This window comes from Nocardia aurantiaca (assembly GCF_009708175.1).
GTDB lineage: Bacteria > Actinomycetota > Actinomycetes > Mycobacteriales > Mycobacteriaceae > Nocardia > Nocardia aurantiaca.
In genome coordinates this window covers 344,969-365,072 of the sequence record NZ_WMBB01000001.1, presented here as the reverse complement: position 1 = coordinate 365,072, position 20,104 = coordinate 344,969, and the positions used below count along the sequence as shown (strand labels likewise).

Below are 20,104 nucleotides of genomic sequence, written 5' to 3'. Positions count from 1 at the left end.
TCCCTCTGCCCCGGGATCGACTGCCGAATACCGTAACAACAGATTGACCCGCTTCTCCAAAAGAGAAGCGGGTCAACCTATTCGGGAACGGATTCGAATCCTCAGCGGCGAGCGTCACTTACCACATCGGGCGGCGTCCATTCCGTATCCCATTGCGGCTGTTCCCGCTCCGCGTCGCCGCCGTGGCCGGGCCACCAGGCGCGGCGACCGATCAGGGCGGTCACCGCGGGGGTGAAGGACATCGCCATGACGAAGGCGGCGATGGCGATGCCGACCGAGATGGCGAAACCCATCTGCGACAGCACCGTATTGCCCGCCAACATCATCGAAGCGAAGGTGCCCGCCAGGATGACACCGGCCGCGGCCACGGTCGGGCCGGTGTGACGCAGGGCCAGCGCGGCGGCGTGGCGCGGGTCGTGACCCTCGCGTGCCTCCTCCCGCAGACGGGCGACCATGAGGATGTTGTAGTCGGTCCCGAGGGCGACCACGAACAGGTACATGATCAGCGGCAGGGTGAAGATCAGGCCCGAATCCCCCTGTGCGTGTTGGAAAACCAGCACCGCCGAACCCAGTGTCGCGGCGAAGCCGAGGAACACCGAGGCCATCAGGTACCAGGGCGCCACCAGACTGCGCAGCAGCAGCGCCAGCACGATCATGATGAGGACTCCGGCCACCGGGAACACGACCGTGTAGTCGCGGTTCATGGCGTGCTGGAAGTCGACGAACACCGAGGTCATACCACCCACCACGGCCGAGGTGCCGACCGGCGCGGACGCGTGCGCGGTATCCCGCAGCGGGCCCTTCACGGTCTTCAGGGCCGCATCCGATTCCGGCTTGTCGGTCAGTGTCACCTGATATTCGGCCACCGTCTTGTCGGCCGACAGCGCGGGCTGCTGTCCGACCGCGCCCACCCCGTGGACGCCGCGCAGCGCGGCGGCGAAAGTATTCAGCTCATCGGCGGTCAGCGCGCCGTGCTCGCTGCGCAGGTACACCTGCGAGGGCTGGGTGCTGCCCGCCGGCATGCCCTTGAGCAGTTCCTTGCCGTAGACCACGGATTCGGAGGTGTCCGAGGTCGAGCCCGAGCTCAGATCGAAGGTCGGATTGAAGCCGAAGGCGAAGACGCCCAGGGCGATCAGCACCCCACCGGATGCGGCCGCGAACAGGGCGGGCCGTTTGCCCAACGCGGTGCCCACGGCGGTGAATCGCGCCCCCGTCGGCTCCACCCGCCAGGCCTTCGACGGCCAGAACACCTTGGTGCCCAAGAGCGAGACGATCGCGGGTATCAGCGTGAGCCCGGCCAGGAGCGCCACCGCCACCGCGATGGCCAGGGCGATGCCCATGGATCGGAACATGCCCAGGGTGGACAGCGTCAGCGCGCCGAAGGCGATGATCACCGCCGCGGCCGCCGAGGTGATGGCCTCACCGACCCGGGTGACCGCGCTGACCACGGCCGTCTTGGCGTCCTCACCGGCGCGCAGGCGCTCCCGGAAGCGGAACATCAGGAAGAGTATGTAGTCGGTGCCGACGCCGAAGAGCACCACCACCAGCAGCGACTGCACCGAGCTGTCGATCTCGAGGTCGAAGGCGTTGCTGGCGATCGCGATCAGACCGCTGGCCAGCGGGGACACCGCCAGAAAGATGACCAGGATGGGCAGCAGAGCGATGATCGGGCTGCGGAAGATGACCAGCAGCAGCACCAGGATCAGCACCACGGTCGCCACGCCGATGATGATCAGGCCCTTGGTGCTGGAGTCCTGCTGATCCAGCGTCTGCGCGGCGGTGCCGGTGACGCCGGCCTTCAGATCGGTGCCCTGCACCTGCTCCTTCAACGCGCCCCGCAGGGACTTCACCGCATCGGACTGGTGGGTGTCATTCGCGCCGGTGACCTTGGTCATCTGCACCGCGACCACCTGGATCTGCCGGTTCTCCGCCGGGGGCACCGCCTGGACTCCGGTGACATCCTTGATGTTTCGCTCCGACAGTTTCGTCGCGGCGGTGGACACCGCGGCCGCGTCGGCGTCGGTCATCGGGGCTCCGTCGGAGCGCTCGAAGACGATCAGCGCGGCCGGGGTGGTGCTGTTGGGAAAAGCCTGCTGCTGCAACTTCGCCGCCTGAATGGACTCGTAATGCGAAGGCAGGAAGTCGGATTGGTCGGTGGTGGCGGTGAGCTTCGGCGCGGTGGCGACCACCGCGACGATGGCGATCAGCCAGGCGGCGATCACCAGCCACGGGAATCGGACGACGAAACGCCCCAATCGGGAGAACATGCGGAGGAAGGTCCTTTCCGGGTTCGGCCGCGCTATTCAGATGTCGAGGACCTGGGAGGACGGGTTCTCCACCACATCGGCGACGATTCGGTAGACCTTCGCCGGAATGCGCTCACGCAACTCCTCGAGCGAGTCCACGATCTCCAGCGTGAAGTCGCCATAGCCATCGTCGTCCAGACCGAGGAATTCGCGCCAGTTCTTAAATCCCTTGGCCCAGTTCGTGAATACAGAAAGGTCCGACTGGTCTGAACCTTTTCGGGCGATGAGGAACTCCTCCTTCCGCTCGCGGGCGGCATTCTTGGAGGCCTGCGCGAAATCCGACCATTCGACGTAATGCCGGTGGACGACCAGTTTTCCCTTGCGGCTCAGGAAGACCTGAACGGATTCACTGCCCTCCTTGGTGACATGCTGCGCCTCCGCCAGCAGCCGGCCCACGAAGCGCTGGGTGCGGCCGCCGCCGGGGCCGACGCGGAGGCTGATCTCGCGCATGCCCTCGGGCAGGGGGTCCGGGACCAAGTCGGTCGCGGCCGAGGCCCCCTGGGCGGGGGCGCCCTGGACGTCGGCGTCGTTGGGCTTGTCCATTTCGATGGCCATGAGGTGCTCCAAATCATCAGTGAATGCGCATATGGGCATGCATGTGCAAGGACACGCCGCGGGTCGATATCCGCTGTGCCACTATGCATCTCGGGGTTGCCGACGGTCATAACCCGTCTTCATCCACTATAAGTAGACGTATACGTATAGCGCAACCCTGACTCAACCCTGAACTTTCTCCAGACTGCTCCCTGAGAACCCGCGACCGCTCTGGGCGCCGAGACGCGAAAGGCCCGTCTCCCCCGACCGGGAGACGGGCCCATGGCCGGGCCTGCTAGCGGCCGCGCCGCTTACCCGCCTGCTTCGCGCCACCCTGCTTCGGCTTCGCCGCGACCGCGGGCTTCTTCGCACCGGCCGGCTTGCGCGCCCCGCCCGCGCTCTTCGCGACGCCGGGCTTACCCGAGGAATTCTGTTGCCGCGCTTGCCTGTCCGGCCGCGGACCGGAGGAGGACCGGGAACTCCGCTCGGAGCGGCCGCGCACCACGCCCACGAACTCCTCCACGAGCTCGGTCGTGCGGGCGGCGGGCCAGGCCAGCGCGATCTCGGTCTCCGGCACACCGGTGACGGCGCGGTAGACCAGGTCCTTGCGGTGGTGCAGGCGGGCGATCGAATGCGGCACGATGGCCGCGCCGCTCACCGCGGCCACCAGCTCCATGGTCATGGCGGCATCGTCCAGATCGGCGGCGTCCTGCATGCGCTCATCGGCCAGATCGGCCACGGCGACCTGGTCGAACAGAGCGATCGGATGGTCCTTGGGCACCACGACCACCGGGACCTCGCGATACAGGGGAATCGCGCTCATGCCCTCGCGGTCGATGGGCAGGCGCACGAAACACATGTCGACGGTGTTCTCGCGCAGGGCTTGCTCCTGTTCCTTCATCGGAATCGGAGTCAGCTCCAGCACGATATCGGGGAATCGGCCGGACCAGATGCGCTCCCATTTGGTGACGGTCACGCCCGGGACGAAACCGACCCGCAGCCGATCCTCCGATGCGGGTCGAGCCTCGGGTTCCGCCGCCGCGGCGGCAGCGATGAGCACGCGCGCCTCCTCGAGCAGCGCGCGCCCATCCGCGCTCAGCTCGGTCGGCTGCGCGCCCGGCACGAACAGTTTGGTATCGAGCTCTTCCTCCAGCTCGATGACCGTCCCGCTCAATCGCTGCCGCGAAATGCCGAGGCCGCGCGCCGCCCGCGCGAAATGCAATTCCTCGGCGACCGCGACGAACCAGCGCAGGCGCGTCAGGTCGATGGACTCCAACCGGCTCATGATGTCCACGGTATTGCACCGGCCAGCAAGTTCGCCCCACCAGCCCGATACCCTTGATCGGTGAGCCCGGACAAGAATCCCCAGACCATGAAGCCGCTGACCGCAGCGAACAAGCTCGGCATCTACCTCCCGGCGACCCCCGCGGAGTTCCGGAACTCACCCGTCACCCGCGCCCAGCTCGAGGAACTGCGCGCCAATCCGCCCCAGTGGCTGATCGACCTGCGCGCAAACGGGCCCTTCCCGCGCGATGTGGTGGCCCGCAAACTCGGCATCTCCAACTCGGGCCTGGCGCGCGCCGGCGTCGCCGACGCCCTCACCGCCCAGGAGATCACGGCCCTGCTCGCCGACCCGCCGGAATGGCTGCTGCGCGAACGCGACAACCTCATCGCGGTCCGCAAGGAAGCCGAGCGCGTCAAGCAGAAAGAAGCCGCACGCCGCGCCGCCACCAACCGGCCGCCCAAGAACCGCTTCGGCAACTGAGCCCCGCTCACACTCGGCAATCGAGCCCTGCTCGCAGTCGGCGCAGCACGCGATCGACCGGATCCCGCGCCACCGAGTCTCACCCACCCGGGGTGAATCGACCACGAAGCACTCGCGCCCGGACCGCATGCCCGGACCGGCGACTCGCACCACACCCGCGTGAATCATGGACGCAGTTCCGAATCCGGTGTGCCGGTGGACCGATGGACAGGAAGGCATTCATCGGATTCCTCTGGTGATACCACCCGCTAGGCTTCATGAAAGGTGATGCCATGCGCTCGAGCCCGCATCATCACTCGCCTGGAGGTCGATCGCTCGCTCGTGTCCGCTGGAGTACTTGCGCGCCAAACCTGTTGCGGCGTCCTCGGATCAGAGGGCCCCTGGCCGCCGTGCGCCCCCTGCTCGCTCAACGTCAGAAGTCGGTGGCGAGCCGGACCCCGAATCCTATGAGTACGAGCCCGGTGAGTGCGTCGAGACGGCCGCGGATGCCCGGTGTTCGCATCCAAGTCGCAATCAGTCCCGATACGGCGAGGAGCCCGGCGCAGTAGAGAGCGGTCAACGCGACGTAGAGGACACCGAGCCCCAGTGTCGTCAACCCGACCGGATAGCCGTCCGGCACGAACCCCGGCAGTAGGCTGAGGAACAGGACTCCGACCTTCGGGTTGAGTATGTCGGTGAGGAAGCCCGCCGCGAAACTGCCGACTCGATCCCACGGCGCCGCAGATCCCACTGGCCCGTTTCCTTCCGCCGCGACCCGGGCGGTGTGGCGCAACGACCGCAGCGACTGTACGCCGATCCAGATCAGGTAACAGGCGCCGACGATCTCGAGCACGTCATAACCGATCTCGCTGGCCCGCAACAACGCCGACAGTCCGAGCGTGGCGGCGGCAACCCAGACCATCAGCCGGCACAGCACACCCGCGGAGGTTCGCGCACCAGCGCTGCGGCCGCCCCGAACGAGGCTGCGCATCACGACCAGCGAGTCCGGTCCCGGTAACACCACGAGAACGATCGAGGCGATCGTGAACGACAGGAGCGCGACGAGCATCTGCTCATGGTAGGCGGGCTGCCGCAGGAAGACCTCGATTCCAGCTGCCGCAGCTATCGGCCAAGGGGCCCGATCGCGCGGCGATCAGTATGTAGCGAACCGGCACATGCCATCCGGCGCAGGGCTGCCACGGATAGACCTCTGCCACATCGCCTTTGACCAAGCGCGGTCCCGCTACCTGATGAGTGAGCCGACACCGGACAGGTCTGGCCGGCGGGCGTCGACACAGCGCTCGGTCCGAATCCGAAGCTCTATAAGCCATATCCCACAGGCCATATGTGTCGGCGGTTCTGGCCCTTCCCGTGCCGTCCCCATCCAGGACTCGATATCCGCCAGGTTGGGCGTCCTTCCTGCTCGGACGCCGCCAATGCAGTTGCTCTGCCCGAATCGAGAGCGGCGATCGGCCGCCGGCATCGTGGTGCCACCAGGAAGAAACCGCCGAGTTCACTGTCTTCCAGGCCGCTGTACTCGTACACCCCAGGTCCGGTCAGTTCGAATAAATGCCAGCCACCCTGGCGGCCCATGGCGTCGCCCGGCGCCGCGAGCGATCATGCGCCGACGCAGCCCGCCACTCGCATCGACGGCGGTAACCCGCGCGACACAACCGGTCGTCATGGGATACGCACGCGCCTGGACGTGATGGTGGCAATGCGGCCCAAGTCAATTCGCGAAACGAACTGACACCGATAGCGGTGTCGGCGGCCTTGAGCCCGCGGAGCGGAGGGCCGTTTCGGTAGGTTCGGGTGATGCCTCTGGGACATCTCGGGATCAATGTCAGCGATCTGGCCGGTGCGCGGAAGTACTACGACGAGTTGATGCCGCTGCTGGATTACGAGCCGCTGCTGGCGGACGATACGCAATTCGCGTATTGGCCCGCGGGGCGGAAGATCGGGACGTATGTGTTCTTCTACCCGGCCGAGACGGCGGGGTATTCGCGCGCGCTGCCGGGATTGCAGCATCTGGCGTTCATGGTGCCGACTCGGGACGCGGTGCGGCGGGTGCACGAGTGGACGGCGGGGCGGGGGGATGAAATCCTGCATGCGCCACAGGAATTCCCGCAGTATCCGCCGCCCTATTACGCGACCTTCTGGAACGGCTTCGATGGGGTCATGCTCGAAGCCGTATGCCACAAGGACGTGTGAAGCTCCGGCTTCAGCAGTAGTAGCAGACGCCGTTGGCGGGGAGCTCGGTGAAGCAGGAGGCGCAGACCGCCTTGCGCGGCTCCGGATCCGGCTTGGCGGTGGAGGCGACGCCGGCGGGGGTGACCCGACGCGGCGCGCCGCCATTGCGCGGGATCAGGGGTGGGATTCCGCCGTCGGAGGGGATGTCCGCGCCGTAGGCGGCGTAGCACTGCCAGCGGGCGTAGGCTGCGTGCACCTCGAGGTCGGCGGGGATGGGCAGGTGCGCCAGCTCGAGAACGTACTTGTAGCTGTCGCCGACCTTGTGATTCTGCTTGACGCACAGCGCCGTCAGAGGCGGTTCGCCGGCATTGTGGCAGCGGCGCGCGACCTTGCGCAGGATGGCATCCATCCAGGTGCGGGTGGGAGCGTCGGTGCGAATGCCCGACATCTCCTGTACGCGCTCCGCCATCTCATTGATGGTGACGAAATGGCCGTAGCCGGAAGCGCATTCGGCCAGAACCTCGTGGGCAGCCAGGGACCAGGCCACCGCCGCGTCGCGGAATGTCACCGCGGTCCGGTCGTCGATCCGCCAAGCCCCGGAAGTTGTTGCAGCATCCCTCATAGCGAGATCACGCTAGCGCTTTCCACCCGCGACACGCCAATTCCCTTTGGCCATATCGCGTTTCAGTTTGGTCACACTCGAGTGTCCAACGCTCTCAATGACGAATTTCCGCGCATTGTCCGCCCACCATACGCATCGTCTCTCACCCATGAGATTCGTGACGTACGCCTCCCGAGGGCGGTCCACTCTCCGAAACACGCTGCCCGGGCCTGGAAGCGGGGACCAGACTCCGGCTCGAAACACACTGCACGATTCGAAGGTGGGACGCCCCAACCCGCAAAACACTCCGGCCCGCTTCCCTCACGGGAAGCGGGCCGGTGTTCTATGACTTGTTCAAAGTCATGGAGCAGGCTTACTTGGCCTTCTCCAGGACCTCGACCAGACGCCACCGCTTGGTGGCGGACAGCGGACGGGTCTCCATCAGCTGCACGCGGTCGCCGACACCGGCGATCTCGTTCTCGTCGTGGGCCTTCACCTTCGAGGTGGTGCGGATGATCTTGCCGTAAAGCGGGTGCTTCACGCGATCTTCCAGCTCGACCACGATGGTCTTGTTCATCTTGTCGGAGACGACGTAGCCGATGCGCACCTTGCGCGAGCCACGCTCCTCCTGCTTGGCCGGCGTCTTGGCCGGGCCCTTGGCGTCACTCATGCCGCGTCTCCCTTGCCTTCAGGACCGGAGGCCAGGCCGAGCTCGCGCTCACGCATGACCGTGTAGATGCGCGCGATCTCGTGGCGGACCACACGCAGGCGACGGTTGTTCTGCAACTGACCGGTCGCCATCTGGAAGCGCAGGTTGAACAGCTCTTCCTTGGATTCGCGCAGTTTGGCGACGAGCGCGTCATTGTCGAGCTCGCGGAGCTCTGCGGCCGGATTAGCGGTAGCCATCAGAACTGCTCCTCCCTGGTCACGATCCTGCACTTCATCGGGAGCTTGTGCATCGCGCGGCGCAGGGCCTCACGAGCGGTCTCCTCGTTCGGGTAAGACAACTCGAACATGACCCGGCCGGGCTTCACGTTCGCGACCCACCACTCCGGCGAACCCTTACCGGAACCCATGCGGGTTTCGGCCGGCTTCTTGGTGAGCGGGCGGTCCGGGTAGATGTTGATCCAGACCTTGCCGCCACGCTTGATGTGGCGGGTCATCGCGATACGCGCCGACTCGATCTGACGGTTGGTGACGTAGGCCGGCTCCAGCGCCTGGATGCCGAACTCGCCGAAGGAAACGGCGGTGCCGCCCTTGGCCATACCGGACCGCTTCGGGTGGTGCTGCTTACGGTGCTTGACCTTGCGGGGCATCAACATAGGTCAGCCCTCCTGATTCTCTGCCGGAGCCTCCGCCACAGCGGTGGCGGCGCGGCCGGCCTCAGTGCTGGTCGCGGTGGTGCCCTGGGCACCGCTGCGACGCGGACGGCTCGGACGCTCGCGACGCGGGCGCTCGTCACGCTCGCGGCCGGACGGCGCGGCCGCGGTGACCTCGCGCTTGCCGCCGACGATGTCGCCCTTGTAGATCCAGACCTTCACGCCGATGCGGCCGAAGGTGGTCTTCGCCTCGTACAGGCCGTAGTCGATGTCGGCGCGCAGCGTGTGCAGCGGCACCCGACCCTCACGGTAGAACTCCGAGCGCGACATTTCCGCGCCGCCGAGACGGCCGGAGCACTGCACACGGATGCCCTTGACGTTCGGCGAACGCATGGCCGACTGAATGGCCTTGCGCATCGCGCGACGGAACGCCACACGGTTGGACAGCTGCTCGGCCACACCCTGAGCAACCAGCTGAGCGTCCGACTCGGGGTTCTTGACCTCGAGGATGTTCAGCTGAACCTGCTTCTTGGTGAGCTTCTCCAGCTCGGCGCGAATGCGGTCGGCCTCGGCGCCACGACGGCCGATCACGATGCCCGGACGCGCGGTGTGGATGTCCACACGCACACGGTCACGGGTGCGCTCGATCTCGACCTTCGAGATGCCGGCCCGCTCCATGCCGGTGGCGAGGAGCTTGCGGATCGCGACGTCTTCCTTCACGTAGTCCGCGTACTGCTTGTCCGCGTACCAACGCGACTTCCAGTCGGTGGTGATACCGAGGCGGAAGCCATGGGGATTGATCTTCTGTCCCATTTACTTTGCCCCTCCCTTCCGGCGGCTACGAGTGGCGCCGGCGGTGGGCACGCTCTCGACCTCGATGGTGATGTGGCTGGTGCGCTTGCGGATCCGGAACGCGCGGCCCTGGGCACGCGGCTGGAAACGCTTCATGGTCGCGCCCTCGTCGACGTAGGCCGTCGAGATGACCAGGGTCGCCGGGTTCAGGCCGAGGTTGTTCTCGGCGTTGGCGGCGGCCGAGGCCACCACCTTGGCGACCGGCTCGCTGGCGGCCTGCGGCGCGAACTTCAGGATGTTCAGCGCGTCCTCGACCCGCTGGCCGCGGACCATGTCCACGACGCGGCGGGCCTTCATCGGGGTCACGCGAACGTGCTTCGCGGTCGCGCGCGCGGTCGGGTTCTGAGTTTCAGTGCTCATCGCCGCTTGCTCTTCCGATCTTCCTTGACGTGGCTCTTGAACGTACGAGTCGGCGCGAATTCACCGAGCTTGTGTCCAACCATGTTCTCGGACACGAACACCGGCACGTGCTTGCGGCCGTCGTGGACCGAGAACGTGTGGCCGATGAAATCCGGGATGATGGTGGAACGACGCGACCAGGTCTTGATGACCTGCTTCGTGCCCTTCTCGTTCTGGACGTCCACCTTCTTGAGGAGGTGTTCGTCGACGAACGGGCCCTTCTTCAGGCTGCGTGGCATGTCTAACCTCCTCCTTAACGCTTCTTGCCGCGGCGGCGGACGATGAGCTTGTCGCTGGGACGGTTGGGCTTACGGGTGCGGCCCTCGGGCTTGCCCCACGGGGAGACCGGGTGGCGACCACCGGAGGTCTTACCCTCACCACCACCGTGCGGGTGGTCGACCGGGTTCATGACCACACCACGGACGGTCGGGCGAACGCCCTTCCACCGCATACGGCCGGCCTTGCCCCAGTTGATGTTCGACTGCTCGGCGTTGCCGACCTCGCCGATGGTGGCGCGGCAGCGCACATCGACGCGACGGATCTCGCCGGAGGGCATACGCAGGACGGCGTAGGCGCCTTCCTTACCCAGCAGCTGGATGGACATGCCGGCGGCACGCGCCAGCTTGGCGCCACCGCCCGGACGCAGCTCCACCGCGTGAATGGTGGTACCGGTCGGGATGGAGCGCAGCGGCAGGTTGTTGCCCGGCTTGATGTCCGCGCCGGCGCCCGACTCGATCTTCGTGCCCTGGGCGATGCCCTTGGGCGCGATGATGTAGCGCTTCTCGCCATCGGCGTAGTGCAGCAGCGCGATGTTGGCGGTGCGGTTGGGGTCGTACTCGATGTGCGCGACCTTGGCCGGCACGCCGTCCTTGTCCAGTCGACGGAAGTCGATCAGACGGTAGGCGCGCTTGTGGCCGCCACCCTTGTGACGAGTGGTGATGCGGCCCTGCGCGTTACGGCCACCGGTCTTGGTGAGCGGACGCAGCAGCGACTTCTCGGGGGTCGAGCGGGTGATCTCGGCGAAGTCCGAGACCGAAGCACCGCGGCGACCCGGGGTCGTCGGCTTGTACTTACGGATTGCCATGAGTTCTTCTCTGCTTTCTGGAGCTCCAGCCGCTTACGCGACCGGGCCTCCGAAGATCTCGATGGGCTTGCTGTCGGCCGAGATGGTCACGAGCGCGCGCTTGGTGTCCTTGCGCTTGCCGTAACCGAAGCGGGTCCGCTTGCGCTTGCCCTGACGGTTGGCGGTGTTGACGCTCGTGACCTTCACACCGAAAACCTTCTCAACGGCGATCTTGATCTGCGTCTTGTTCGAGTCCGGGTGCACCAGGAAGGTGTAGGTGCCTTCTTCGATCAGTCCGTAGGACTTCTCGGAGATCACCGGCGCGAGCAGGATGTCGCGGGGATCGGCGATGGTGGTCACTTGCTCTCCTCCTGTGCAGCTTCGGCGGGGCCGTGCACGAAGGCGTTGAGCGCCTCGACCGAGAAGATGACCTCGTCGCTCTTGAGAACGTCGTAGGTGTTCAGCTGGTCGGGGGCGATCGGGTGCACGCCCTGCAGGTTCGCCACGCTCTTCCACGCGGTGACATCCTCGCGACCGACGACGACCAGGATGTTCTTCCGGGTCGACAGCTCGGCGAGGAACGACTTGGCGGTCTTGGTCGACGGGGTCTGTCCCGCAACCAGTTCCGTGATGACGTGGATGCGCTCGTTGCGAGCCCGGTCCGACAGGGCGCCACGCAGCGCGGCGACCTTCATCTTCTTGGGCAGGCGCTGGGTGTAGTCGCGCGGCTGCGGGCCGTGGACGGTGCCACCGCCGGCGAACTGCGGCGCACGGGTCGAACCCTGGCGCGCGCGGCCGGTGCCCTTCTGCCGGTACGGCTTCTTGCCACCACCGGACACCATGCCCCGGGTCTTGGTGGCGTGCGTGCCCTGGCGGGCCGCGGCCTGCTGGGCCACGACGACCTGGTGCATCAGCGCGATGTTGGCGGTCACGTCGAAGATCTCGGCGGGGAGCTCGACGGTGCCCTCGGTCTTGCCGCCGGCGGCCTTGACCGGGAGGGTCAGGTTGGTCTTGGTCTCGGCGCTCATGCCCGGGCACCACCCTTCACTGCACTTTTGACGATCACGATGCCGCCGGTGCGGCCCGGGATCGCGCCCTTGATCAGCAGCAGACCGTTCTCGGCGTCCACCTTGTGGACCGAGAGGTTCTGCGTGGTGACGCGGTCGTTACCCATCCGGCCGGACATGCGCATGCCCTTGAAGACACGGCCCGGGGTGGAGCAACCACCGATGGAACCCGGGCGGCGGTGCACGGCCTGCGCACCGTGCGAGGCGCCCTGGCCGCGGAAGCCGTGGCGCTTCATGGTGCCCGCGAAGCCCTTGCCCTTGGAGGTGCCGGTCACGTCGACGTAGGCGCCCGCCTCGAAGACATCGGCGTTGATCTCCTGGCCGACCTCGAAGGCCGACGCGTCGGCGACGCGCAGCTCGGCGATGTGGCGGCGGGGGGTCACACCGGCCTTGGCGAACTGGCCGGAGACCGGCTTGTTCACCTTGCGCGGGTCGATGGCGCCGTAGGCGACCTGGACGGCGGAATAGCCGTCGCGCTCCACGGTGCGGATCTGGGTGACGACGTTCGGGCCCGCCTTGACGACGGTCACGGGAACGACGCGGTTCTTCTCGTCGAAGACCTGGGTCATGCCGAGCTTGGTGCCCAGGATGCCCGCGGCCGGACGGCTCTTGTTGTCAGTCATATTCGAAGTCCCCGTCACTGAATGTTGACGTCGACGCTGGCCGGCAGATCGATGCGCATCAGCGCATCAACCGTCTTCGGCGTCGGGTCGAGGATGTCGATCAGCCGCTTGTGTGTACGCATCTCGAAGTGTTCGCGCGAGTCCTTGTACTTGTGGGGCGAACGGATGACGCAGTACACGTTCTTCTCGGTGGGCAACGGCACCGGGCCGACAACGCGGGCACCGGTACGGGTCACCGTCTCGACGATCTTGCGCGCAGACGCGTCGATCGCCTCATGGTCGTAGGCCTTGAGCCTGATGCGGATCTTCTGTCCCGCCACGCTGAGTGTCCTTTTCTCCGCTTACGTTGTGGTCCAAGAGCTTTCGCTCCCACACCACCCTCATTTGCACAGCCCGAACACACGAAGACGCATCAGCCACCACACGACCGGCCCACGGGCCCGATCCATCGCCGCTGTTCATCTGTCATGGTTCATCCGGTCCACGCGGTCGGGCGTGTCGCGCCGCCGCTCATTCCTCGGCCCTGGACCAGAATCCTGCAAGCCTCGGAACATTGTTCCGGACGCACCCACGCCGCAATCCAGCGGGGTGCAAAATTGGGTATTTCTCACCCACTACCAGCGCCGATCCAACGGAAAAGACGCAACCCGGTGTGGGCAACCCGAACAGTATGCCTCGAGCCCCCCGGCCACTTCAAATCGCCCCTCCCCCGGCCCCGGCTCGATGGCCCTGGTCACACCGGGTGGAGCGGCTCGGCCCGGACAGCTCGATGGCCGATGCGGAACTCGGCTGCCGCACCGGCCATCTCGCAATGTCGCGGTCAGCGGAGATAGTAGTCCCAGCCGCCGAGGTCCTGAATCAACAGGAAGTTGCCGCCGTGATGCACCGCGGGGTCGATCAGCGCCAGGCCGACCTGTCCGCCAGGCGTGTCGGCGGCCTCGCCGACGATCTGGGTCAGGTTGCCGTACACCTTGCCGTCGACCTTCGGAATCTCCGAGAAGTACGGGTCGAGGGCGACCCGGTTGTGGGCCATGTTGATCTGGTCGATCGCCGCCGGGATCCAGGTGTTGGACAGAGCCACGGTCTCGTCGTGGTTGAGGTCCACACCGACGTAGATGCCGCCGCCCGGATTGATGTACGGCGTGAAGGCCGCGGCCGAACCGGCGGATGCGGTGGTGGCGAGGGCCGCCCCCGCGAGTGCGATGCCAACGGTGGCCACCGCGGTGCGAATACGCATGATTTCTGGAACTCCTAATTTCCCCGATAGCCGACCCGTGTGGCGTCGGCTGCCAGCCACACCCCCGGCGCAGCCAATCCAGACAACAAGCAACCGGCCGGTTTCGCGCGTCGAGACAAGCCGCCTACCGATTCGATGGCCTATACGCCACGACGGCTTTCGCAGAACTTACTTATGAGTAAGATACGAGCATGGCCAAGGAGACCGCTACGTATCGCGGGTGGAAGAAGCTTCCGGACAATCGGATCGGGCACACGTTGTTCTCGCTCGGGATGGTGGCTCGGGTTCCGTATTTCGGGACCGTGCTGCCGAGCGTGGTGCGGCTGGAGCCGGGGTTGTGCGAGGTGACGGCGCCCAAGTGGTTCGGGATCCACAATCACCTGGGGACGTTCCATGCGATCGCCGCGTGCAATCTGGCCGAGGTCGCGATGGGGATGCTGTCGGAGGCGACGGTGCCGCAGACGCACCGCTGGATTCCCAAGGCCATGAACGTGCAGTACCTGGCGAAGGCGAATTCGGGGCTGCGGGCGGTCGCGAAACTGCCGCAGGTGCCGGACTTCACGCAGATCACCGAGGGGCAGGACCTGGTGGTGCCGGTGTCGATCTTCGACAAGTCGGGGCTCGAGGTCGTGCACGCCGACATCACCACGTGGGTCACGCCGAGGTAGCGCCGAGGCCGTTGCGCCCCCACCGCGTTCGAACCGCGCCCGGGAATCCAACGGCACCATCTCCGCGGCCCGCATCGTCCATCCCGCGCACCCGCCGATCCCATTGGAACGCCGCGGAATTCATCGATCGGCGACGAGGGGCGGCGTGGAACACGAAGCACGCGCGGGCGAATGCCGAACGATTCCAGAGGGTGTGAAGTCGGACCGCTGAGCGGAGGCGACCTGGCGCGCCCCGGGCCCGGCTGTTTGAATGCGGGTATGAGTGGCCGGGAGGTCGGCAGAGCCGCCGACGTGTGTGTGGTGGGGCTCGGTCCCACGGGCCGGGCGCTCGCGCATCGGGCCATGGCGTCGGGTATGCGGGTGGTCGCGGTGGATCCGCGGCCCGCTCGGCTGTGGGCTCCGACGTTCTCATGCTGGGTGGACGAGCTGCCGGAGTGGCTGGGGCACAGCGCGATTGCCAGCCGGATCGAGGCGCCGGCGGTGTGGACCACGACCGAGCACCGCATTCCCCGGCCCTATTGCGTGCTGTCCAAGCAGGGCCTGTTCGACGCCCTGCCGCTGGACGACGCGACGGTGATCGCGGGCCGCGCGCGCGTCGTGGAAGCCCATCGGGTGGAGCTGGCCGACGGCACCGAGGTGCGCGCGGCCACCGTCTTCGACACCCGCGGCCAAGCCGCGCCCGGCGCGCGGCGCACGGCCAGCGCGCACGGCATCTTCGTGGACGAGGACCTCGCCGCCCCGATGGTGAGCGCCGGTGAGGGCCTGCTGCTGGACTGGCGCGACGAGAACGGCGCGGGCCCGGACGAGCCGCCGTCGTTCCTGTATTCGGTGCCGCTCGGGGACGGCACGGTCATCTTCGAGGAGACCAGTCTCGGCCTGCGCGGCGGCATGCCGCAGCACGAGTTGCGGCGGCGCACCCTGAATCGACTGGCGGCGCATGGCATTCGGCTGCGCGGCGACGAGCCGACCGAGGCCGCCCACTACCCTCTCGACGAGCTGCCGCCCAAGGCCGGTCGCGGCCGGGTGATCCCGTTCGGCTCGCGCGGCGGCATGATGCATCCGATCACCGGGTACTGCGTGGCGGATTCGCTGGCGCTGGTGGATACCGCGCTCGAGGCGGTGCGCCGCGGCACCGATCCGATCGAGGCCCTGTGGCCGTGGCAGGCGCGGCTGGTCTATTGGATGCGCATGCGCGGCGTGTACGGTCTGGGCCGGCTCACAACGGCCCAGTCTGTCGCCATGTTCGACGCGTTCTTCACCCGCCCGCCCCGGCAGCAGCGGGCGCTGCTGTCCGCGCACGCGGACTACGCGGCCCTGGGCACGGCGCTGTTCATGACGGTCGGCACCACCCAGCCGTTCCGCTGGCGCTATGACCTGGTCGGCTGGACCAATCGAAACCGCTGGGTGGGTTGGGATTACGGCCGCGCCCGGCCGCTGGACGATCTGCTGCTCCCCCGGGACAGCCTGCTTCCCGGCGACCCCGCCCAGTAGCGCTCAGACCCAGTTCTCGATCCAGTACTTCCAGATGATCGACGCGTAGGCGGCCAGCGGCGGCACCTTGATATCGGTGCCCGCCAGCGCGGCCGCGGTGTGACAGGAGTCGAAGCGGCAGGAGAATTCGCAGTCCTCGATGACATCCATCGGAATGCCGATCTGGCGCAGCGCCCAGCCCATGCCGGGCACGCGCACGGTGACGTCGAGGGTCCGCTTGGGCATGACCTCGATCAGATGCGGCGCCCCGGCCTCGTCGGCGAAGAGGTTGAAGACCTCGGCGACGCTCTGCGCGCGCGGATCCACCAGGTGGTAGGTGGTCGGCCCGCCGCCGGGCCGGTGCGCGATGTGGTCGAGGGCGCGGACCACGAAATCCACCGGCACCATATTGGTTTCACCGAGGTGGGGCGCGACCACGGGCAGGATGCGGGGCAGCTGCGCGGCCATCCGCAGCAGCCGGAAGAAGTAGTACGGCCCTTCGATGCGGTCGATCTCGCCGGTGCGGGAATCGCCGATCACGATGGCCGGCCGGTAGATCCGCCATGGCACCGCGGTCTGGTCGCGCACGTCCTGTTCGGCCCGCAGCATGGCCCGCTGATAGGGCGTGGGCAGCAGTTGCCCGACATCGGTCATGTCCTCGGTGAACAGTCCCTCCCAGGACCCGGCGATGCGCACCGTTGAAACATGGTGGAGCCGTCCGGCTTCCAGCTCGGCCGCCAGTTCGGCCACCCGCCGGGTGCCGCCGCCCGCGCCGAGGGCGTCGAAACCGGCGGCCAGGTGGAAGACGTGGTCGATCGAACCGCGGTGTGCGGCGATCCAACTCGAGTCGATGCCGAGCCCGGGCGCGCCGAGGTCGCCGCGCACCGGGCGTACCCGGTCGCGACCGCCCCAGTCGCGGAGGCAGCGGTTGAAGCGCAGCACGGAGTCCTCGCCCGGGCGTACCAGGACGTGGACGTCCGCACCGCGTTTCAGGAGTTCGGGAACCAGAAATCGACCGATGAACCCGGTTGCCCCGGTAACCAGGTAAGCCATGGCGCCAACCTTAACGTGACGCACGCCACTCGAACTCCGAGTGCGCACCGGGTGAACCGGTCGGGCGTGTCTACCGCCCGGTCTCCGCCGCCCGCCGGTACCCACGAATCGCCGGGTAGGCGAACACCACGATCATGCCGACTGTCCACGCCAACGTCTTCCACAGCGGCGTCGCGATCGGCCCGTCGTAGGACAGTCCGCGCATGGCGTCGATGGCCGTGCTCATGGGCTGGTTCTCGACCGTCTTCTGCAGCCACGTCGGGTAGGCGAACACCGGCACGAAGCCGGAGTTGAAGAACATCAGCAGGGTGTTGATGATGCCGACCACCGCCACCAGCATGACGCCCTCGGTGAGCGTGGCCAGCGCCGTCACCAGTACCGCGAACCCGATGGCGAACAGGATCGGAATGCCCAGCATGGCAATCGAAGCCGCCGGCCCGTACCAGAACCGGAAGCCCAGCACGAGGCCCACCGCCAGCACGAACAACGAGGTGATGAGCACCCGGATGGCCTCGGCCAGCAGACGTCCGGTGAGCCCGGCCGCACGGTGGATGGGCATGGTGTGGAACCGTCCGAGCAATCCGGTGGCCTTCTCGACCTTGAACCCGAGCGCGCTGACCACCGAGCCGGACATGGCCGCCACCAGCATGACCATCGGGACCGTGCCGTAGATGCTGGGCATGCCGGTGGCCAGGGTGATCGAGTCGCCCAGCACGATGCGGAACATGATCAGCGTGGCCGCGGGGAAGATGAGCGTCTGAATGGTGGTCGACGGATCACGCATCCAGCCGATGAGCATCCGCTTGCACTGGATCGCGCTCTGTTCCGCCCAGATCGAGAGCGCGCGCTCCGACCGCGGTTTCACCACGGGCAGCGGCTGATGCCCCGCCCACGAATCCTGTTCGGCCACTTGGGCCGTGGTCGCCGTGCTCATGATCGCCTCACACTCGCCCAGACCGCCAGCGGCGTGAAGGCGATCGCCAGACCGCCCAGCCATACCAGCGGCACCCACAACACATGCCAGGTCACCCCGTGATCGGCCATGTCCCGCAGTGCGAAGGAGAACTGCGAGATGGGCTGATTGCGCACGAACGGCCGCACCCACGCGGGGAAACCGGCCTCCGGCACGAAGCCGCAGGACAGCATGCCGAAGATGAGAGTGGGCAAAGTCAATGCCTGGCTCAGGGATTCGGGGCTCTTGGTCAGCGACCCGAGCCCGTCCGCGCCGATGGCCAGCACGGTGCCGACGGCGAGGGAGAACGCGCAGAACAGCACGGCCTGACCCCAGCCGGCGACGAATCGGAAGCCGATCATGTGCCCCCAGCCGAGGGCCGCGACCAGCGAGACCACTGAGCGCACCAAGCCCGCGGACTGCCGCGACACCAGCGGCACCATCTTGCCGATGGGCATGGTCTGCATGCGGGTGTTGAGTCCGGTCATGGCCTCGAACGCGGCCAGTTGCGCATTGGACATCATGGTGAAGGACATGGTCTGCAGCACGATGATCGGCATGACGAACTGCGCGTAGTCGATGCCGCGGAACTGCATCACGTATTTCAGCGGCAGGTAGAAGCCGAGGGTGAAGACCAGCGGCACGATCACCGCGATGACGAGTTCGCCCTTGGTGGCCATCACCCAGACGATGCGCCCGGTGAGCGCCCGCCACTGCGCGAAGCTGTTGGGCCGGGCAACGGGTACCCCGGCGAAGAGGTCGGCGGCGTCGGCCGCGGCGGCGGTCATGCCGCTCCCGCCGAGTCGTCGAGTTCCTTGGTCCCCGAGTGTCCGGTGAGGGTGAGGAACACGTCGTCGAGCGAGGGGCGGCGCAGACCGATATCGGCCAGTTTGACTCCGACGGCGTCGAGCCGGCGCAGCGCCTCCGACAGGGTGACAGCACCGTCCGGGGCGGGAATCGAAAGCCGGTCGCCGCCCGCCAGATCCGCGCGAACCGCGTCGGGCACCAGATCGCCGAGCGCGTCGGCGGCGGTGGTCAGCTGCTTCGGGTCCAGCGGCACGACCTCGCAGTAGCTGCCGCCGGTCTTCTCCTTGAGGGCGTCGGCGGTGCCCTCGGCGATGACCGTGCCCTTGTCGATGACGATGATGTTGTCGCTGAGCACATCGGCCTCTTCGAGGTACTGCGTGGTCAGCAGGACCGTGATGCCCTGATTCTTGAGCGCGGTGACAAGATCCCAGACGCCCTGGCGGCTGCGCGGATCCAGGCCGGTGGTGGGTTCGTCGAGGAACACCACCTCGGGCCGGACCACCAAGCCGCAGGCGATGTCGACGCGACGGCGCATACCGCCGGAGTAGTGCCGCACCGCGCGGCGGCCCGCGCCGGTGAGGTCGAATTCCTCCAGCAGCGTGTCGGCGCGCTGGCGGGCGGCCTTGCGCGGCAAGCCCATCAGGCGGCCGAAGAGCTCCAGATTCTCCCGGCCCGAGAGATTCTCGTCGAGGGCGGCGTACTGCCCGGTCATCATGATGGATCGGCGCACCGCGGCGGGGTCGGAGCGCACGTCGTGTCCGGCGATGCGGGCGATGCCGGAATCCGGGCGCAGCAGGGTGGACAGGATCTTGACCGTGGTGGTCTTGCCCGCCCCGTTGGGGCCGAGAATGCCGAGAACCTGCCCGCGGGCCGCGGTGAAGCTGATCCCTTGCAGCGCGTGCACCTCGCCGAACGACTTGCGGACGTCTTCGACGAAAACGGCCGGATCGTCGGGTGCTACGGATTCCGGTCTGTCCAAGCTGGGCATCAACTCTCCACTATCTATTGTTCGGGCGCGGCGAACTTTCGGCCGGCCGGGCTGAACGGTGTCGCCCGTGCGGCGGGTCCGCACATCCCGCCGGGATGATCCGCACCGCCGGCCGTGATGTTACCGGCGCGCCGCGTAGGAGGCCGTTTCTTTGCCGAAGCAGCTATCTCCAAACTGTGCGCTTGGTCACAAATCGACGGGTTCTGGCATAGCCGCTGTTCCGGGCGCAGA

At 67.1% G+C, this 20,104-nt stretch carries 25 protein-coding genes; 4 read left to right on the top strand and 21 right to left on the bottom strand.

What is annotated here, in order from left to right; genetic code table 11:
• Nucleotides 1-101: 101 nt before the first annotated feature.
• From GLP40_RS01540 to GLP40_RS01530, 3 genes are all read right to left on the bottom strand, one after another.
• Nucleotides 102-2,267 (bottom strand): MMPL family transporter, encoded by a 2,166-nt coding sequence (locus GLP40_RS01540; RefSeq protein WP_154785984.1) that lies wholly within the window; start codon nt 2,265-2,267, stop codon nt 102-104.
• 36 nt (nt 2,268-2,303) lie between these two features.
• Nucleotides 2,304-2,861 carry an EXLDI protein gene (locus GLP40_RS01535; RefSeq protein ID WP_196054486.1) on the bottom strand — a complete coding sequence of 186 codons (558 nt, stop codon included), beginning with the start codon at nt 2,859-2,861 and terminating at the stop codon, nt 2,304-2,306.
• A 274-nt stretch (nt 2,862-3,135) separates the two neighbouring features.
• Nucleotides 3,136-4,125 (bottom strand): LysR family transcriptional regulator, encoded by a 990-nt coding sequence (locus tag GLP40_RS01530; protein WP_154785982.1) that lies wholly within the window; start codon nt 4,123-4,125, stop codon nt 3,136-3,138.
• Nucleotides 4,126-4,185: 60 nt separating this feature from the next.
• On the opposite strand from GLP40_RS01530, the gene GLP40_RS01525 reads away from it, so the two are divergent.
• Entirely contained in the window at nt 4,186-4,605 is a 420-nt protein-coding gene (locus tag GLP40_RS01525; protein WP_328289560.1) for a DUF5997 family protein, read from the top strand.
• Between the two features lie 412 nt (nt 4,606-5,017).
• On the opposite strand, the gene GLP40_RS01520 is transcribed toward GLP40_RS01525, so the two are convergent.
• The gene (locus tag GLP40_RS01520) at nt 5,018-5,653 is read right to left on the bottom strand and encodes a LysE family translocator (RefSeq protein ID WP_154785981.1); all 636 of its coding nucleotides are present in this window, start codon (nt 5,651-5,653) and stop codon (nt 5,018-5,020) included.
• A gap of 746 nt (nt 5,654-6,399) precedes the next feature.
• Between GLP40_RS01520 and GLP40_RS01515 the strand changes: the two genes are divergently transcribed.
• Nucleotides 6,400-6,795, top strand: coding sequence for a VOC family protein (locus tag GLP40_RS01515; RefSeq protein ID WP_154785980.1), 396 nt, complete (start codon nt 6,400-6,402; stop codon nt 6,793-6,795).
• Nucleotides 6,796-6,805: 10 nt separating this feature from the next.
• Here GLP40_RS01515 and GLP40_RS01510 read toward each other — a convergent pair whose 3' ends face one another.
• From GLP40_RS01510 to GLP40_RS01450, 13 genes are all read right to left on the bottom strand, one after another.
• Nucleotides 6,806-7,396: a hypothetical protein gene (locus GLP40_RS01510; RefSeq protein WP_154785979.1), complete on the bottom strand. Its 591-nt coding sequence runs from the start codon at nt 7,394-7,396 to the stop codon at nt 6,806-6,808.
• Between the two features lie 352 nt (nt 7,397-7,748).
• The gene (gene rpsQ, locus GLP40_RS01505; RefSeq protein WP_030513365.1) at nt 7,749-8,045 is read right to left on the bottom strand and encodes a 30S ribosomal protein S17; all 297 of its coding nucleotides are present in this window, start codon (nt 8,043-8,045) and stop codon (nt 7,749-7,751) included.
• A complete protein-coding gene (gene rpmC, locus GLP40_RS01500) occupies nt 8,042-8,281 on the bottom strand; it encodes a 50S ribosomal protein L29 (RefSeq protein WP_040855205.1) in 240 nt (79 codons plus the stop codon). The genes rpsQ and rpmC overlap by 4 nt, the downstream gene beginning before the upstream one ends.
• A complete protein-coding gene (rplP, locus tag GLP40_RS01495) occupies nt 8,281-8,697 on the bottom strand; it encodes a 50S ribosomal protein L16 (RefSeq protein WP_154785978.1) in 417 nt (138 codons plus the stop codon). The genes rpmC and rplP overlap by 1 nt, the downstream gene beginning before the upstream one ends.
• A 3-nt stretch (nt 8,698-8,700) precedes the next feature.
• Nucleotides 8,701-9,507 carry a 30S ribosomal protein S3 gene (gene rpsC / locus GLP40_RS01490; protein ID WP_154785977.1) on the bottom strand — a complete coding sequence of 269 codons (807 nt, stop codon included), beginning with the start codon at nt 9,505-9,507 and terminating at the stop codon, nt 8,701-8,703.
• Nucleotides 9,508-9,906 (bottom strand): 50S ribosomal protein L22, encoded by a 399-nt coding sequence (rplV, locus tag GLP40_RS01485; protein ID WP_154785976.1) that lies wholly within the window; start codon nt 9,904-9,906, stop codon nt 9,508-9,510.
• Nucleotides 9,903-10,184 carry a 30S ribosomal protein S19 gene (gene rpsS / locus GLP40_RS01480; RefSeq protein WP_019931198.1) on the bottom strand — a complete coding sequence of 94 codons (282 nt, stop codon included), beginning with the start codon at nt 10,182-10,184 and terminating at the stop codon, nt 9,903-9,905. Before rpsS ends, rplV begins: the two co-directional genes overlap by 4 nt.
• A 14-nt stretch (nt 10,185-10,198) precedes the next feature.
• Nucleotides 10,199-11,029, bottom strand: a complete 831-nt coding sequence (rplB, locus tag GLP40_RS01475; RefSeq protein WP_154785975.1) for a 50S ribosomal protein L2 — start codon at nt 11,027-11,029, stop codon at nt 10,199-10,201.
• 33 nt (nt 11,030-11,062) lie between these two features.
• A complete protein-coding gene (gene rplW, locus GLP40_RS01470) occupies nt 11,063-11,368 on the bottom strand; it encodes a 50S ribosomal protein L23 (protein ID WP_014981657.1) in 306 nt (101 codons plus the stop codon).
• Complete coding sequence (rplD, locus tag GLP40_RS01465) at nt 11,365-12,036, bottom strand: 50S ribosomal protein L4 (RefSeq protein ID WP_154785974.1); 672 nt, start codon at nt 12,034-12,036, stop codon at nt 11,365-11,367. The genes rplW and rplD overlap by 4 nt, the downstream gene beginning before the upstream one ends.
• On the bottom strand, nt 12,033-12,698 hold the full coding sequence (gene rplC / locus GLP40_RS01460; RefSeq protein WP_154785973.1) for a 50S ribosomal protein L3: 666 nt from the start codon (nt 12,696-12,698) through the stop codon (nt 12,033-12,035). Before rplC ends, rplD begins: the two co-directional genes overlap by 4 nt.
• A 14-nt stretch (nt 12,699-12,712) precedes the next feature.
• Nucleotides 12,713-13,018, bottom strand: coding sequence for a 30S ribosomal protein S10 (gene rpsJ, locus GLP40_RS01455; RefSeq protein WP_003938093.1), 306 nt, complete (start codon nt 13,016-13,018; stop codon nt 12,713-12,715).
• Between the two features lie 500 nt (nt 13,019-13,518).
• Complete coding sequence (locus GLP40_RS01450; protein ID WP_154785972.1) at nt 13,519-13,935, bottom strand: hypothetical protein; 417 nt, start codon at nt 13,933-13,935, stop codon at nt 13,519-13,521.
• A 191-nt stretch (nt 13,936-14,126) separates the two neighbouring features.
• On the opposite strand from GLP40_RS01450, the gene GLP40_RS01445 reads away from it, so the two are divergent.
• Nucleotides 14,127-14,603, top strand: a complete 477-nt coding sequence (locus GLP40_RS01445) for a hotdog fold domain-containing protein (RefSeq protein ID WP_154785971.1) — start codon at nt 14,127-14,129, stop codon at nt 14,601-14,603.
• A gap of 258 nt (nt 14,604-14,861) precedes the next feature.
• Complete coding sequence (locus tag GLP40_RS01440; RefSeq protein WP_154785970.1) at nt 14,862-16,094, top strand: lycopene cyclase family protein; 1,233 nt, start codon at nt 14,862-14,864, stop codon at nt 16,092-16,094.
• Nucleotides 16,095-16,097: 3 nt separating this feature from the next.
• Here GLP40_RS01440 and GLP40_RS01435 read toward each other — a convergent pair whose 3' ends face one another.
• The 4 genes from GLP40_RS01435 to GLP40_RS01420 form a co-directional block, all read right to left on the bottom strand.
• Nucleotides 16,098-17,126, bottom strand: a complete 1,029-nt coding sequence (locus GLP40_RS01435; RefSeq protein WP_154785969.1) for an SDR family oxidoreductase — start codon at nt 17,124-17,126, stop codon at nt 16,098-16,100.
• A gap of 70 nt (nt 17,127-17,196) precedes the next feature.
• Nucleotides 17,197-18,060 carry an ABC transporter permease gene (locus GLP40_RS01430; RefSeq protein WP_154785968.1) on the bottom strand — a complete coding sequence of 288 codons (864 nt, stop codon included), beginning with the start codon at nt 18,058-18,060 and terminating at the stop codon, nt 17,197-17,199.
• Nucleotides 18,057-18,866, bottom strand: a complete 810-nt coding sequence (locus GLP40_RS01425) for an ABC transporter permease (protein WP_154785967.1) — start codon at nt 18,864-18,866, stop codon at nt 18,057-18,059. The genes GLP40_RS01430 and GLP40_RS01425 overlap by 4 nt, the downstream gene beginning before the upstream one ends.
• Nucleotides 18,863-19,873, bottom strand: coding sequence for an ATP-binding cassette domain-containing protein (locus GLP40_RS01420; protein ID WP_154785966.1), 1,011 nt, complete (start codon nt 19,871-19,873; stop codon nt 18,863-18,865). The genes GLP40_RS01425 and GLP40_RS01420 overlap by 4 nt, the downstream gene beginning before the upstream one ends.
• Nucleotides 19,874-20,104: the final 231 nt, after the last annotated feature.